Below are 14,728 nucleotides of genomic sequence, written 5' to 3' on the forward strand. Positions count from 1 at the left end.
GCCACTGGAGGCACCGGTCCAACTGGAGCTACTGGAATCACTGGTGCCACTGGAGGCACCGGTCCAACTGGAGCTACTGGAATCACTGGTGCCACTGGAGGCACCGGTCCAACTGGAGCTACCGGAATCACTGGTGCCACTGGAGGCACCGGTCCAACTGGAGCTACCGGAATCACTGGTGCCACTGGAGCTAGCGGTCCAACTGATACGGCACTTTATGCTGGAAATACAACAGGTCCTACAATCATTACTATTGCTGGTGGTACGAACATTGCTTTACCAAGTAATCAAAATATTAATGGATTTACGCCGAATGGTTCAAATGATACATTCACAGTCCAGCAAACAGGTAAATACTATATCACATATCAAGTAAATACCACTACTGCACTTTTAGTGAGCACAAGGCTATGGTTGAATGGATCAACTGCTATTCCAGGTTCAATTCAGTCCTCTGCCGTATCCACAACTTTTATGAGCAATACAGTTATTGTCAATTTAACAGCAGGAAATACAATTTCATTACAATTTTTCGGAGCGGTTGTAACAGCCATTCTAATAGGTGGTGGTGCAACCGGTGCATCGCTTACCATCATTAGACTCAGCTAAGTGAGACGAAGATAAAAAAAGAAAGGCTCTGTCAGCCTTTCTTTTTTCTATCTTCAATTACGCTTATACAATGGTCAATATCAGGAGATTGCAAAAGGTGAAAAATAGACTGTATGAAAGAAAACTCTAAATTCCACCATTCTAATAACTGAAGTTTTTCAATGATATCCGAAGAAAACCGATATTTCATGAGCCGCTGCGGGTTCCCTGCGACAACCGCATATGGAGGCACATCTTTTGTAATCAGACTATTTGCTCCAATGACTGCCCCGTTTCCTATCTGTACTCCTGACATGATTGTTGCTCCATATCCAATCCAAACATCGTGCCCTATACACACATCCCCTTTTGATCGTGGATGTCCTTTAATATGGGCAGCATCTGTGAAAATTTGATTGAAGGGATATGTGGTGACCCAATCTGTTCGGTGTTCACCACCAAGAAAAACTTTTACTTCGTTTGCGATGGAACAAAACTTCCCTACATTCAGCGTTGTTCCTTCTCCCCACGTCAAGACTTGAAAATCTGGTCCGGCATAAGTGAAGTCACCGATATCATACGAACTGAGCTCACTTCTTTGATTTAAAAACATAGAAGATCAGACCCCCTACAAAGTAATCGATCTTCGTATATATATGCCAGATGATAGGCTCACATTATGATTGGACAAGTGCAACGATCTGCTTTTTCTTCCATACCAGTCGATAATAGCCGTATTGGAGCAATAAGTTTACAAAAAAGGCTGCAGGATATCCTATCCAGATTCCTTTGATCCCAAGCGATGTATGGTGTGATAGCACATAAGCCACTGGTACTTCAACAAGCCAAATGGAACAAATACTAAAGATGGTCGGCCATAGAACTGTTCCACTTGCTCTCATCGTGGCAGCAACGATTTGTGCTGTTCCGAAAATGAGATAGCTCCATAGTGTAATCACGACCAAACTATATGCAGTATCAATCGTTGCAGGATCTGTTAAAAAGATAGATAAAATTTGTGGTGCGAAAATATAGACGAAAATAATAATCAATCCGCCTAACGCAAAGTTTAGCCCCAGCCCAATTTTAATGACATCTTTCAAACGATTCATGTTTCCTGCGCCAATGAACTGTGCGGCGAAGATAGAAACCGCAATACCAAGGCTCACTGCGGGCATCTGTACATAACTTACGACTTGATTGACAACGCCATAAGCTGCGGTCGCCTGTGATCCATAATCGTTGACAAAAGAAATGACAGCAATTTCTGATAAAGAAATGAGAATCATATTAATACTAGAAGGGATACTTAACTTTAATAGCGTTTTTAATAAATCCCCTTTCATCAATAAATGCTTTCTAACCGACGCATCAATGCGCAGCGGGTGCTTTGTTTTATAAAGATAGATATGAAGAATGATAAACGTAACGATTGTAGAAATCACAGAAGAATACGCAGCACCATATAAACCAAATGCCGGTAAACCAAGCCAGCCGAATAATAAAATTGGCAGCAATAAAATATTGGTTCCTGTACTAATCATTAAGAAATAAAATGGTGTTTTTGAATCTCCTGTTCCTCGTAAAAAAGTTGTATAGACAAAATAAAGAAATAAGATGGGCATGGAGATGAATAGGATTCTGGCATATGCCGCACTTTCCTCCACAATATTTGCAGGTGTCCCCATCAGATGTAAAATATCTGTGGCAAAAAAACCTCCAATGATAGCTAAAGAAAGTCCGATTAAAAAGGTGAACGAAAGCGTTGTACCGATAATTTCCTTTAACCTCTGCTCATTTTTTGCTCCGTATGCTTGTCCAATAAGGATCGAGCTCCCTGATCCAATCCCAATGGAAAAAGAAACAAGTAAAAAGAAAAGTGGAAAGAATGCCGAAATCGCAGCTACTGCATCCTCTCCAATCCATCTACCGACAAGCACAATGGAAACAAGCTGTCCAATTGATTGCAAAATATTGCTTAATAAAAGTGGAATTAGAAAGATCGACATGGTTTTTACTAAAGATTGATTATTATCTAACGTCATGATGGTTCTCCTTCTCTGTCTAAAGATCCTCAGCTAACATGCTGACAATGCGGTCTTCTATCTCTTTTCCTTTTTCGTCATCAACGAGATGATTCAATAAGATGGAAAAAGCAAGCGTTTTTCCACTCTGTGTTTCAATATATCCAGATAGTGTGCTGACCGTTGATAGCGTACCTGTTTTTGCACGCACTTTTTCTAGTGTAGCTGGTTCTTTCAATCTGTTTCTTAATGTACCTCCCACCATACGCTCACTTGCCCCAGCTAACGGAAGTGCATGGACATAGGTGTTAAACCATTTTTCCTTTTGAATGTTTGTCAAAAATAACGTGAATTGATTTGCAGAAACAAGGTTAATGGGTGATATGCCTGATCCGTCTCTCAACACAGTCATAGATGCATCTATGCCATAGGCAGGAAGACGTTCATTCAGCACGTCAAGCCCTTTGTCAAAACTCCCTTTGTTCTTTACCCGCTTCCCAAGTTCTTTTAACAGAATTTCTGCATGTGTATTGTTGCTTAATTTCATCATCGGAACAAGAAGATCGGATAAAGGCATTGATGTATGGGAAGCGATTTTTTTCGCTTTTTTAGGAACTTGTTTTGTTTTGAGTGGTCCTTTCAGCTGAATCCCCTCAGCCTTTAATGCTCGTTTCATTAAGTCTAAAGCATACGTTGTCGGTTCCCATAATGCGACCCATTGTTTAGACGAGGATGCTTTTAGCGGAATCGTCCCAGTCAGTGTAATTTTGTTTGTACCGTGAGAGCGTTTAAAAGATATTTTCTTCTTTCCACCTTCTGGCACAGTTTTCACTTGATTGACAACTTGAGCGACGTCAGTCTTCGGGATCATCTCATAGCTGGCCTTCTGCCCTGCTTTCTTTCCCGGCTTGACTTCGAGAATGATCGTTCCTGCATCATAATCCTCATTCGGTGAAGCAGTAAGAGCAGATATTTGAGCGCCGTAATATTGATCTTCATCACTCCACGGCAGATCGATGGAATACCTTGTGTCATCAAACCAAGTATCATCAGCTGCAAGCTGTCCACGAATCGTATGTATTCCGGCCTTTTTGACTTGTTTGGCTAATGCGGCAAAATCGCTTTCTAACAATGTCGGGTCTCCAGAGCCTCGGAGATAAAGATTGCCGTGCAATGTTTTTTTGTGAATTGAACCATCTATCCAAACGTCTGTTGGAAAAGTGTGTGTTTCACCCAGTAGATCGAGTGCGATAGCAGATGTGAGTAATTTCATATTAGAAGCAGGAGTCAGACGGATGTCCGCTTGATGTTCATAAAGAAGAGAAGTGTCAGAAGTATCGCGTACGCTGATGCCAGCAATTGCGCCCTCTAAATCAGGTGCTGTTCGAATGAATTCGTCTAAAGAAGTGATCCATTTTGATTGATCATCATGAGCTGTTAGTTGTTCATCTTTCACTGAAAAAGGGAGAAATAACATCGACAAAATACATAGTTGTAAAAACATGACCTGTGAGAAACGTTTCACGCAATCCCTCCTTTTTAGAAAAGCAGCCAAATTTAGCAGATTATGTTCATTATACACAAAAGAACGTTTGTTCTCAAAGGTTTTTTAAACAGAAAAGTCAGCTTTCTTTGACGAAAACTGACAAGCCTCTTTTACCTTTTTTCAGGATTCCAGCCATCGCTTCCGCTAAGCACGGATTGAACGGTGATTTGACTTGCTTCGTTTTTTGTTAATATCGTTGACCACTTCACTCGGTTTGCCACATGACTCCCTGCGCCCGTTGATCCATATTCTTGATATCTAGCCGTTCTTTCGTTGTCTTTGTTATCCCAGTTATGCCATCCCTCAGCTTTAATATGTTCATCCATTTTTGTTTGGAGGAACGTGACAGCCGAATGTGGTCTCCATGGACGGCCTAAGTACACAGATTGAGACGAAGCCGTTCCTTTATTTAATGTGGAATCAATAAAAACGTAGCCATACTTTTGCGCTTCTGTTGTGGATGCCGCTGTAATATACCCATTTCCAAGACTTTTTATTTCAGCTCTTTTAAATACAGCCGTTGCTGAACCAAAGATGAAGTCAACCGTGCCCTCGATATAACAATCTTCATAATATTGTCTCCCTGTGCCAGTGGCATAAAGTGTATCTTGATACCCGAGAACACGTACGTGTTTAAACACAGCCCGGTCCCCGGATACATAAAGGGCAACCGCCTGCCCTGCGTTTCGGCCAGCTGTATTTTGAAACGTGATATTTTCTGCATAAAAATGATTTGCCCGAATCATTGTACTAGAGCTATTGGTTGTGCTCCCGCTGCTTGCATTTGTATCATCATACGTCAGAATCGTCTGATACTGATTTTCTCCAATAAAGGACACATACGGCTTATTTTGCGGAAGGAGAATCTTTTCTTTATACACACCATTTTTAATATATATCGTCGTTTGCTGTTGATTGTTCACTGGTATCGCATCAATGGCAGATTGAACCGTTCGAAATGTCCCATTTCCTTTTTGATCGACAATAAGCACGCGGTTTGTTTGATGGTTGTGTCCAGCTGCTTGCGCATAAGCTGAGTCAAAAAGCAGTAAGGCCAATACCATCATCAGCAGTCGTTTTCCATACTTCATCACACATCTCCCCCTTATATTGTGAACGTTTTCATTGACGTATTCTTTTTGATCCTATTCAGTGATAAAACAAAAAAACACAAAAAAACATCCACTGTGTTAGGTTGTGGATGTTTTTTCATATTTCATCGCATAAATTCCTTCATTTTCAATCCATTCACAAAATAGGACGTCTTTATAGGAGGATATGTGCTGCTTTTTCAATTGCTCTCTCAGCCACGCTTCATCAAATCCAGCTTCCTTTAAATCTTTTTTTAAAATCTCTCCGTCGATAATAAACGTTCTAGGCAATGTGACTTCTTTTCCTTTCACGTTCACATCTTCGGCTGTAGCTGGTGCATATTTCATTTTCGGAAGCACACTCACAGACCCATCCGTTTCCAAAATGGCAAATTCAATTTCATTAAGAGCAAAATGCCCTTTCGCTCGAATCAGCGTCTGCAACTGATTTAAATCGAGCATATTTTTCTTTAATCGATTGTAGTGAATCTTTCCTTTATCAATCACAAGAGTGGGTCTTCCCTCTAAAAAAGCGCGAATGGATTTGAATTTTTGTGAAAGCCATTCAACTGTGTAGATTAAAACGCCCCAGACTGCAACTGCAAAAAGGATATGTAGCACGCTGACTTCTGGATCAAAAATGGCGTTACCGACCATCTCCCCTAAAATCAGTGCAGAAATAAAATCAAACGGCGTGATTTGTGCAAATTGTGTTTTCCCTAATAGCTTTGTAATGGAAAATAAAGCGAAAAATCCGATAAAGAGTTCAATCAAAATATTAAAAAATGGCACACATATACCTTCCTTTCTCACTGCATGTACTTACAAGCATGTACAGGAAAGGAAGGTTCTAAACCATTTATGAAGGCAGTAAAATAAAGACGTCGTCTCCCTCAACCAATGCTTCATATGTTTTCACGCATCCATGATCTGGTTCTTGAACATTTCCTGATGAAAGATTGATTTTCCAATCATGCATTGGACAGAAGACATGATCTCCGCTCACCATTCCTTCAGCTAGTACACCGCCTTTATGAGGACAGCGATTTTCAATGGCTTTGAACTGCTTGTTAGAGGTTTGAAAAACAGCTAATTCAAGTGGACCGGCTGCGACTGTTTTCCCTAGCTGCAACGGGAAATCTGATATTGTACCAATATGAACTTTTACAATTGAAACTGTCATCTGATCTCATCCCTTCAATTGATTTAGACGGAAGCAGTTGCCTTTTGAAATAATTGTCTTGTTTCTGTTTCGTTCTCTCGAATCTCTTGCCACGGTTCTTCATAAGTTGAAAGTGCGATGTCCATTCTTTCGATTAATGCTGCACGTTTCTTGTCATCTAGCAGTACCGTTTGGATATGATTCAATCCAAGCCGTTCAACCCAAGCGGATGTTCTCTCTAAATAATTTGCGGTTTCTCTGTAATATTGAAGGTAGGCTGCGACCATTTGTTCTACTTCTTCTGCTGTACTTACTTTCATTAATAAGTCTCCAGCTCGTAAATGTGTCCCTCCATTCCCGCCAGCATACAATTCAAATCCCCCATCGATACCTACGATGCCAAGATCTTTAATCCCAGATTCAGCACAGTTTCTTGGACAGGCTGATACGGCCATTTTGACTTTGTGCGGTGTGGCAAGTCCTTCAAATTTCTTTTCAAGTGCGATCCCAAGAGAAATGGAATCCTGCGTTCCGAATCTGCAAAATTGTTCTCCAACACAAGTTTTGACGGTTCTTAATGATTTTCCGTAAGCATAACCAGACGGCATATCTAAATCAGCCCATACTTTTGGTAAATCTTCTTTTTTGACACCTAAAAGGTCGATTCGCTGCCCTCCAGTCATTTTCACAAGCGGTATCTCATATTTGTCAACGACATCCGCTATTTTTCTCAGGTCATTAGCATTTGTCACGCCTCCGTACATACGTGGAACGACCGAATAGGTACCATCGTTTTGGATGTTGGCATGCATTCGTTCATTCACAAATCGCGAGCTTTTTTCATCTTTGTAGTCAAGCGGATACATCATCCCTAAATAGTAATTCAGTGCAGGCCGGCACTTTGAACAGCCTTCTTCTGTTTCCCAGTCAAGTACATTCATCACTTCTTTGACATGCTGCAAACCTTTCTCTTTTATTTCATGAATCACTTCATCTCTTGATAAGGTGGTGCAGGCGCAGATGGTTTCTTTTTGCGCAGTGCGGTTTGCATCATCGCCTAAAGTGTGCCATAAAATCTCTTCCACAACAGGTTGGCAGCCTCCGCATGACCGAGAAGCACTTGTACATTGCTTGACCTCTTGTATAGTCGTTAGGCCTTCTTTTTGAATAGCTGCCACTATTTGACCTTTTGAGACACCATTACAGCCACAAACGATATGGTCGTTTGCCATTTGTTCAATCGTGTTTTCTTGCGCCAGCTCATTTGATGTTAAGACAGATACTTTTTCCATATCTGACATATCAACACCTTCTCTAATGTACGAGAATAAACGTGGTCCATCGCTTGTTTCTCCAAATATGACGGCGCCGACTAAGCGGTTTTGCTGGAAGACTAGTTTTTGATAAATGCCTTGCTGTTCGTCAAAAATCTTAATCGCTTGTTTCTCATCGTTTTCGATAAAATCACCAGCTGAAAATACATCAACCCCTGATACTTTTAGCTGTGTCGATAGTACAGATCCTTCATAAGGCGTCGGGGCCATATCACATACATGCTTCGCAAGCACGTTTGCTTGATCGTATAATGGCGCGACAAGACCGTACGTTTGTCCTCTATGTTCAACACATTCTCCGACTGCGTAAATCCGCGGGACACTTGTTTCCATGAAATCATTGACGATAATCCCCCGGTTCACTTCAATGCCACTCGTTTCGGCAAGCTTGTGATTCGGTTTAATTCCTGCCGCCATGACCACCATATCTGTCTCTAATGTGGAACCATCCGAAAATGTTAATCCTTCTACTCTTGTATCTCCTAAAATTTCATTTGTCTGTTTTCCTAATAAAAAGCTCATGCCTTGTTTTTCTAATGCTGTTTGCAGAAGTTGACCTGCCATCGGATCGAGCTGCCGGTCCATTAGATGAGAGCCAAGATGAATAACGGTCACTTTCATTCCTAAGTTTAGTAGACCACGCGCGGCTTCAAGTCCAAGGAGCCCGCCTCCAATGACGGCTGCTTTTTTGTACATCGTAGATGCTTTGACCATTTCCTCTGTGTCTTGTAATGTACGAAAAGCTGTTACCCCTTTTTTATCACTCCCTGGAATGGGGGGGATGAACGGGAGTGACCCTGTCGCTAAAATTAAACGGTCATAATGCACGGTCCGTCCTTGATCACTCATAACGGTTTGATTGTCTGGATCGATCTTCACAATGGTCTCATTTGTAAACAGCTGAATATGATGTTCCTTGTACCAAGTCCAATCGTTTAACGTAATATCCTCTGTCTTTGTATCCCCTTGGAGAACTTTCGATAAAAGAATCCGATTATAGTTAGGATACGGCTCAGTTCCAAATACAGTCATGTCGAATCGTTCATTGTCTGTTTTTAAAATGTTTTCGAGCGTTCGGATACCAGCCATACCATTCCCTACTAATACGAGTTTTTCTTTCATGAAAAACACCCCTCATGTGATCGTTTTTTAGAAAGTACCATAATCTAAACAAAGATGGAAAATACATGTTAAAATTTCTCACATAGTTTTCAATTCTTGTAGGCTGACAGCTGTACAGGACAATATTTAAAACCTGGCATTTTACTGTGTGGATCTAACTGTTTACCAATTAATAGGTTAATTGATTGATGTTTGTTCCAGTGAAATGGAACAAACACAGTATCTTTTCGGGTGGTATCTGTTATGTGACACCTCATGATGACACTACCTCGTTTTGACTGGATGGTGACGAGTTCCCCGTGCTGAATCCCGTAAGCTTTGGCTGTATCAGGATGAAGCTCTGCATAAGCTTCAAACTGCCGGGCAACAAGAGAGGTGCTTTTTCTTGTTTGAACGCCCGTTTGGTAATGAGCCATCACCCTGCCGGTCGTTAAATAGAGTGGATATTCTGGACTGACTGGTTCTTTTGCACCCTGTTGTCCATGTGCAACGACTGCAAATTTTGCTAATTTATCAGGATGTGAGAATTGATGCTCAAATAGTCTTTCTGTTCCTCGGTCTTCCAAATGAGAGCAGGGCCATAATATGCCTTGCGTCTTCCTTAACCTGTCATAGGTCATACCGGAATAATCGGCTTTGGCTCCTTTCGTTGCTGTTCTCAATTCCTCAAAGATGTCTTCTGCAGATGAAAAAGAAAAAGAGCCGCCTTTGCCTAATACTGCTGCTATATCACAAATGATTTGCCAATCGTGCTTTCTTTGGTGTTTGAGTGGATAGGTTGCTTCTCTCAGCGTAACGCGTCCTTCTATGTTCGTCATGGTCCCTTCGTCCTCTAAATATGACGAAGCTGGTAAAATAACATCTGCGAGTGCAGCCGTTTCAGAGATAAATAAATCAATTGCGACAAAAAAGGACAGCTGCTCGATGGCTTTTTTGATAAAGCTTGCATGCGGACCTGATTGAACGGGATTAGAACACATTAAAAAGAGCGCTTTTATCTCTCCTTTCTGCATTTTTTCAAACATTTCAAATGCAGATACACCTTTTCCAGGCAGTTCTTTTTCATCGATCTTCCATATTTCAGCCATTTCTTTTCTATGTACTGGGTTTGTGATATCACGGTAACCAGGAAGCTGATCTGCTTTTTGTCCATGCTCTCTTGCACCCTGTCCATTTCCTTGCCCAGTAATGGCACCATAGCCACACCCAATCCGACCAATTTTCCCAGTAACAAGCAGAATATTCAGGAAATTACGAACGGATGCTGTCCCGTCTATTTGCTGCTCAATGCCTCTTGCAGTCAGAATCATGCCTGTTTTTTCGCGGGCGAATTTTCTCGCTATTTTTTGAATGACTTTCATCGATACACCGGTTTGCTGCGTAATGTCTTGCAGGGACATGTGTGAAATATGCTGTTTCATTTCTTGAAAACCTGATGTTCGTTTTTTAATAAATTCTTCGTCTAGTAACTGTTCATGAAGCATGACGTGTAAGATTCCATTTGCGAGTGCAGCATCTGCCCCAGGCCTTAAGCTGACATGTAAGTCAGCTAGTTTGGCTGTTGCTGTTTTTCGCGGATCGATCACGATGAGAAATGCCCCGTTCTTTTTAGCTTCTTCCAAGTACGGTATGAGGGTCGGCTGACATTCCGCTATATTGGTTCCAACCAATAGTAAAACCCGGGCATGCTTGATGTCACGAAGCGGAAAGGTTAGACCCCGATCAAGTCCAAATGTTTGGTTAGCTGCTGTTGCTGCTGAAGACATACACAGTCTTCCATTGTAATCAATGTATTTCGTTTTAAGGGCGACCCTTGCAAATTTTCCGAGTAAATAAGCTTCTTCATTTGTAATCGATGCACTACCATACACACTGATAGCATCGTGCCCATGTTCCGTCTGAAGGGTTTGAGTGCGTGCTTTGATTTCGTCAAGTGCCTCCTGCCAAGTCACTTTGACAAATTGACCGTTTCTTTTGATGAGGGGGTGATTCAATCGTTCCTTGTGCAGTGCGTGCTGGTGGGCATGCTGCCCTTTCATACAGATCCTGCCGAACGTGGTTGGATTATGAATACCTATCGTCTGGTAGCGTGTTCGCCCTTCTGCGTGCTGCTCGACTAATTGCATTTTGCACTGCATACTGCAAAACGGACATTGAGATGGGAATACCCTTTTTCGCTCTTGCTGCTCCGATGTTTGCTGCACATATTGTAAAAAAGATTGATTCATACATTCACACCCTTTTGTCTACTTTGCTCAAATTGCTCGCAGAGCTCTTCTCTCATTTCCTCATCGAGCAATTTTTCTCGGATGGAAATGATGCCGTTTTTTTGGATCCAGTCTCCAATAGATTCTTGAAAATATGCACGTTTTCTATAGTCTTCAAGCAGTGCTTTTAAAAAAGGAATCAGCTCATCCGTTCGGCTCACAGAATAAAAAAGTTGACCTCCCTTAGGTTGACGTATGCTGCCTCCTATATAAATGTCCCATTCATCCAGCTGCTTCTTGATGCAGATGTCATAGATGGGGCTGAAATGACATACGCAGGAAGGACCAGCGATATGAATCGATGTGACTGCAGGTAAAAGCGTGTTTTCTAGTTGTCTTTCGATCTCCATGACAAGTGTTGTGACAGATGAATCGTGACGACAATCACATGAAAGAACATGAGAAAGTCTCTTGGTTTCTTGTGGCATGATGTGTCCATGTTCTTTTACAATATGGGCGGCCTCTTGTGAAATACCGATCAGCCGAATTCGTTTATTCTCCGTTAGTTCTACGTGCTGAATTTGCTTTTGCTCTAATAATCCGGTTATCATCTGTAAAAATGTCAGATCAAGACGGCCACCATATAACTGAGGCATTAGTATGTGCTCATGATCTGATGGGCTGTCTTTTACGAAAAGATCTTGAAACTGCTCAAGATAGTATGGAATGGCTGCTCGGCACTTGTCACAGCCGTTATCTGTCATCCAATCAAATTGTCTTCTTACTTGCTCTTCATTCAGCGGCTGCTGCTTTTTTACATACGAAAAAATGGTCTCTTCCTCTACATTTGTGCACGAGCAAAACGTGTCCAGTGCTTCCGTTAGCTGATTTGATGAGACATGGCAGCAGGCACGAACAAGCTCTTGACAGCCTCCGCAGCCCGTTGCGGCCCCTGTCTGTTTTTTTATCTCTTCTAAATTTGTCAGCTGATGGACCGATATGCTTTTGAATATCGCTCCCTTCGTCACCGTGTGGCATTGGCAGATGAGATCCTCTGTTTTTAATGAATCTAAAGGGGATATCTGCTCTTCATTCAGTGATTTCATGACTACGCTTTTATCACGCCCCACTTTTACATCCTGCAAAAGCTGCTCAGCTCTCTCAAGTTGACCAACTAATACAACGCCTGTGAGCACATCATGTTCAAACACTAGTTTTTTATATACTTCTTGTTCTTCATCTAAGTAAGTCACCACTGAAGCGGAGGGGGATCGGTTTACAATACTGCCAGCAGAATAAATAGATATGTCATTTGCTTTCAATTTTGTTGAATAAATGGCAGGAGGTAAATTCGTGACCAGTTCATCTAATAAATGATTCGCAAGCACGTTTGCTTGTTCATAAATAGGCTGCACAAGACCGTGCACCATTCCCTTATGCTCTGCACATTCTCCAATAGCATAAATATTCTCAACGTTTGTCTGCATGACATCATTTACAACAATGGCTTTTCTTGTATGAATGCCGTGCTGTTTTGCAAGCTCTATATTCGGACGGACCCCTGTTGTGAAAACCACGAGATCAGCATCCACGATGTCTCCACTTTTTAACAGAACGCCTTCTACTCTCTTGTTTCCTAAACATGCAATCGTATGAGCATTTGTTTTTACCTGAATCCCCTTGCGACTTAATTGTTGAGACAAAAGCCCTGCAGCGGTTTCATCTAATTGGCGTTGCATAAGCCAATCCGTGTGATGAATCAAGGTTGTCTTCAGTCCAGCGATCTGTAAACCAGCGGCCACTTCCACACCAAGTACACCACCTCCAATGACTGCTGCACGCTCATAGCGTAAAGAATCAGCGTAAATGGCCTCATAATCGTCAATCGTACGAAAAGCATAGACCCCTTTTTTGGATACGCCTTGTATAGGTAGAAAATGAGGCGATGAGCCTGTGGCGATAACCAGTTTGTCATACGGGATATTCCGGCGTGCTTCTGTCATGAGCAATTGACGCTTTGTATCGATGTGGACAACTGCTTCGCCTGTTTGGATGGTGATGTCATGTTTGGTGTACCATTCTTTTGGCTTTAGTTCAATTTGAGACAATGATTCACTTTTTTGTAAAACCGATGAAAGTTTTATTCGGTTGTAGGCCGGGTGCTTCTCTTTTCCAATGATCGTGATGGAATAGCGTTCTGGCTGATTCTTTACGATATGCTCGATACATTTCATACTCGCCATGCCGTTTCCGATAAACACGAGTTTACGTTTTGCCATGTGAGATCAACCTTTCTAGCTTTTTGCGCCAAAGCAATGTTTGCCTAGATTATGGCACACATTTGTAAAAAAGTGTTTATCCATGTCATTTTTTCTAACACAATACTTCCATTCCTTCTATCAACTCGCTATCTTTAAGTCAGAAAATTCAAAATAAAGGAGTGGTTTTGTGAAACTCTCAGAATTGACTTCTAGTGGTCATCCTAAGACATTGTTTGGTTCATTTTTATATTTTGACGTGAGTTTCATGATTTGGGTTTTGCTGGGGGCACTCGGTGCTTTTATTGCACAAGATTTTGCCTTATCGACAATAGAAAAAGGCATGATTGTAGCCATTCCGATTTTATCCGGATCTTTTTTTCGAATTGTGCTAGGCCTATTAACAGACCGAATGGGACCTAAAAAAACAGCGATGATGGGCATGATTTTGACCACCATTCCGCTTATATGGGGGTTTTTCGGTGGTACAACCCTTTCAGAGCTAGTACTGATCGGGATTTTATTAGGGGTTGCAGGTGCGAGTTTTGCGGTCGCTTTACCGATGGCAAGCCGCTGGTACCCTCCTCATTTACAAGGGGTAGCGATGGGAATTGCCGGCGCCGGAAACAGCGGAACACTGATCTCGACACTCTTTGGACCAAGGCTTGCGGAGATGTATGGCTGGCATACAGTGATGGGGCTCGCTCTTATTCCTTTAAGTTTCGTCTTTTTGTTTTTTATTTTCACAGCAAAAGATGCACCAAACCAGCCGGCCCCTCAGCCGCTTCGGTCCTATTTTTCAGTTTTTAAAGTAAAGACAACGTGGTTTTTCTGTCTTCTTTATGCAATTACATTCGGTGGTTTTGTCGGACTTTCAAGTTTCTTGAGTATTTTCTTTGTGGACCAATATGCTATTTCAAAAATTCATGCCGGTGATTTTGTGACGCTTTGTGTGGCGGCAGGCAGCTTCTTTCGGCCAGTTGGCGGTTTGATTGCCGATAAAATTGGCGGGATGAAAGTACTGCTCGGTTTATTTGCTTTGATTGGTATCTGTTTAGGGGCAGTGAGTAGTCTACCTGCTTTACCAGTGGTCATTGCGCTTTTATTTGTCGGAATGATGTGTCTTGGTATGGGGAATGGGGCGGTGTTCCAGCTTGTGCCGCAAGTGTTTCATAAGGAAATTGGGATTGTGACTGGAATTGTAGGGGCTGCAGGAGGCATTGGGGGATTCTTTTTACCAAACGTTCTTGGCAGTTTAAAAGAAATGACGGGCTCCTATACATTTGGCTTTTTGACCATTTCTCTTTTTGTTCTTGCTGTCTTCCTCTGTTTGGTTGTCTCCCAGTTCAAACGTAAAAAAGTCATTATCCAGCCAACCATGTCTGAATCATAAAAA

General features: G+C 41.8%; 11 protein-coding genes. 2 read left to right on the forward strand and 9 right to left on the reverse strand.

Annotated features, from left to right (window positions below):
• Positions 1 to 609, forward strand: a 609-nt coding sequence (locus tag ES896_RS16945) for a BclA C-terminal domain-containing protein (RefSeq protein ID WP_481747314.1), incomplete at its 5' end; no start/stop codon positions are given.
• Positions 610 to 640: 31 nt separating this feature from the next.
• Here ES896_RS16945 and ES896_RS16950 read toward each other — a convergent pair.
• The 9 genes from ES896_RS16950 to nirB (ES896_RS16990) all read right to left on the reverse strand — a co-directional run bounded on the left by ES896_RS16950 (position 641) and on the right by nirB (ES896_RS16990) (position 13,353).
• Complete coding sequence (locus ES896_RS16950) at positions 641 to 1,201, reverse strand: CatB-related O-acetyltransferase (RefSeq protein ID WP_135227076.1); 561 nt, start codon at positions 1,199 to 1,201, stop codon at positions 641 to 643.
• A gap of 64 nt (positions 1,202 to 1,265) precedes the next feature.
• Positions 1,266 to 2,633, reverse strand: a complete 1,368-nt coding sequence (locus tag ES896_RS16955) for an MATE family efflux transporter (RefSeq protein ID WP_135227077.1) — start codon at positions 2,631 to 2,633, stop codon at positions 1,266 to 1,268.
• 19 nt (positions 2,634 to 2,652) lie between these two features.
• Positions 2,653 to 4,137 carry a D-alanyl-D-alanine carboxypeptidase/D-alanyl-D-alanine endopeptidase gene (gene dacB, locus ES896_RS16960; protein WP_008346599.1) on the reverse strand — a complete coding sequence of 495 codons (1,485 nt, stop codon included), beginning with the start codon at positions 4,135 to 4,137 and terminating at the stop codon, positions 2,653 to 2,655.
• A gap of 131 nt (positions 4,138 to 4,268) precedes the next feature.
• Positions 4,269 to 5,249 (reverse strand): pectinesterase family protein, encoded by a 981-nt coding sequence (locus tag ES896_RS16965; protein ID WP_056704304.1) that lies wholly within the window; start codon positions 5,247 to 5,249, stop codon positions 4,269 to 4,271.
• Between the two features lie 99 nt (positions 5,250 to 5,348).
• On the reverse strand, positions 5,349 to 6,041 hold the full coding sequence (locus ES896_RS16970) for a DUF421 domain-containing protein (protein WP_008346595.1): 693 nt from the start codon (positions 6,039 to 6,041) through the stop codon (positions 5,349 to 5,351).
• A 67-nt stretch (positions 6,042 to 6,108) separates the two neighbouring features.
• Positions 6,109 to 6,432 carry a nitrite reductase small subunit NirD gene (nirD, locus tag ES896_RS16975; protein ID WP_008346593.1) on the reverse strand — a complete coding sequence of 108 codons (324 nt, stop codon included), beginning with the start codon at positions 6,430 to 6,432 and terminating at the stop codon, positions 6,109 to 6,111.
• A gap of 23 nt (positions 6,433 to 6,455) precedes the next feature.
• Positions 6,456 to 8,867: a nitrite reductase large subunit NirB gene (nirB, locus tag ES896_RS16980; RefSeq protein WP_135227078.1), complete on the reverse strand. Its 2,412-nt coding sequence runs from the start codon at positions 8,865 to 8,867 to the stop codon at positions 6,456 to 6,458.
• Between the two features lie 89 nt (positions 8,868 to 8,956).
• Entirely contained in the window at positions 8,957 to 11,095 is a 2,139-nt protein-coding gene (gene nasC, locus ES896_RS16985; protein ID WP_135227079.1) for an assimilatory nitrate reductase catalytic subunit NasC, read from the reverse strand.
• Positions 11,092 to 13,353, reverse strand: coding sequence for a nitrite reductase large subunit NirB (gene nirB, locus ES896_RS16990; protein WP_135227080.1), 2,262 nt, complete (start codon positions 13,351 to 13,353; stop codon positions 11,092 to 11,094). The genes nasC and nirB (ES896_RS16990) overlap by 4 nt, the downstream gene beginning before the upstream one ends.
• A gap of 169 nt (positions 13,354 to 13,522) precedes the next feature.
• Between nirB (ES896_RS16990) and ES896_RS16995 the strand changes: the two genes are divergently transcribed.
• A complete protein-coding gene (locus ES896_RS16995) occupies positions 13,523 to 14,725 on the forward strand; it encodes a nitrate/nitrite transporter (protein ID WP_017367412.1) in 1,203 nt (400 codons plus the stop codon).
• The last annotated feature ends 3 nt before the right edge of the window (positions 14,726 to 14,728 follow it).

It is taken from the genome of Bacillus sp. 005/A4HT-01/001 (genome assembly GCF_004634445.1).
Classification (GTDB): domain Bacteria; phylum Bacillota; class Bacilli; order Bacillales; family Bacillaceae; genus Bacillus; species Bacillus altitudinis.

Excerpts from the sequence above, each read along its gene's own strand:
- nirB (WP_135227080.1), bottom strand. The coding sequence starts at position 13,353 with ATGGCAAAACGTAAACTCGTGTTTATCGGAAACGGCATGGCGAGTATG.
- nirD (WP_008346593.1), bottom strand. The coding sequence starts at position 6,432 with ATGACAGTTTCAATTGTAAAAGTTCATATTGGTACAATATCAGATTTC.
- ES896_RS16955 (WP_135227077.1), bottom strand. The coding sequence starts at position 2,633 with ATGACGTTAGATAATAATCAATCTTTAGTAAAAACCATGTCGATCTTT.
- ES896_RS16950 (WP_135227076.1), bottom strand. The coding sequence starts at position 1,201 with ATGTTTTTAAATCAAAGAAGTGAGCTCAGTTCGTATGATATCGGTGAC.
- nirB (WP_135227078.1), bottom strand. The coding sequence starts at position 8,867 with ATGAAAGAAAAACTCGTATTAGTAGGGAATGGTATGGCTGGTATCCGA.
- nasC (WP_135227079.1), bottom strand. The coding sequence starts at position 11,095 with ATGAATCAATCTTTTTTACAATATGTGCAGCAAACATCGGAGCAGCAA.
- ES896_RS16965 (WP_056704304.1), bottom strand. The coding sequence starts at position 5,249 with ATGAAGTATGGAAAACGACTGCTGATGATGGTATTGGCCTTACTGCTT.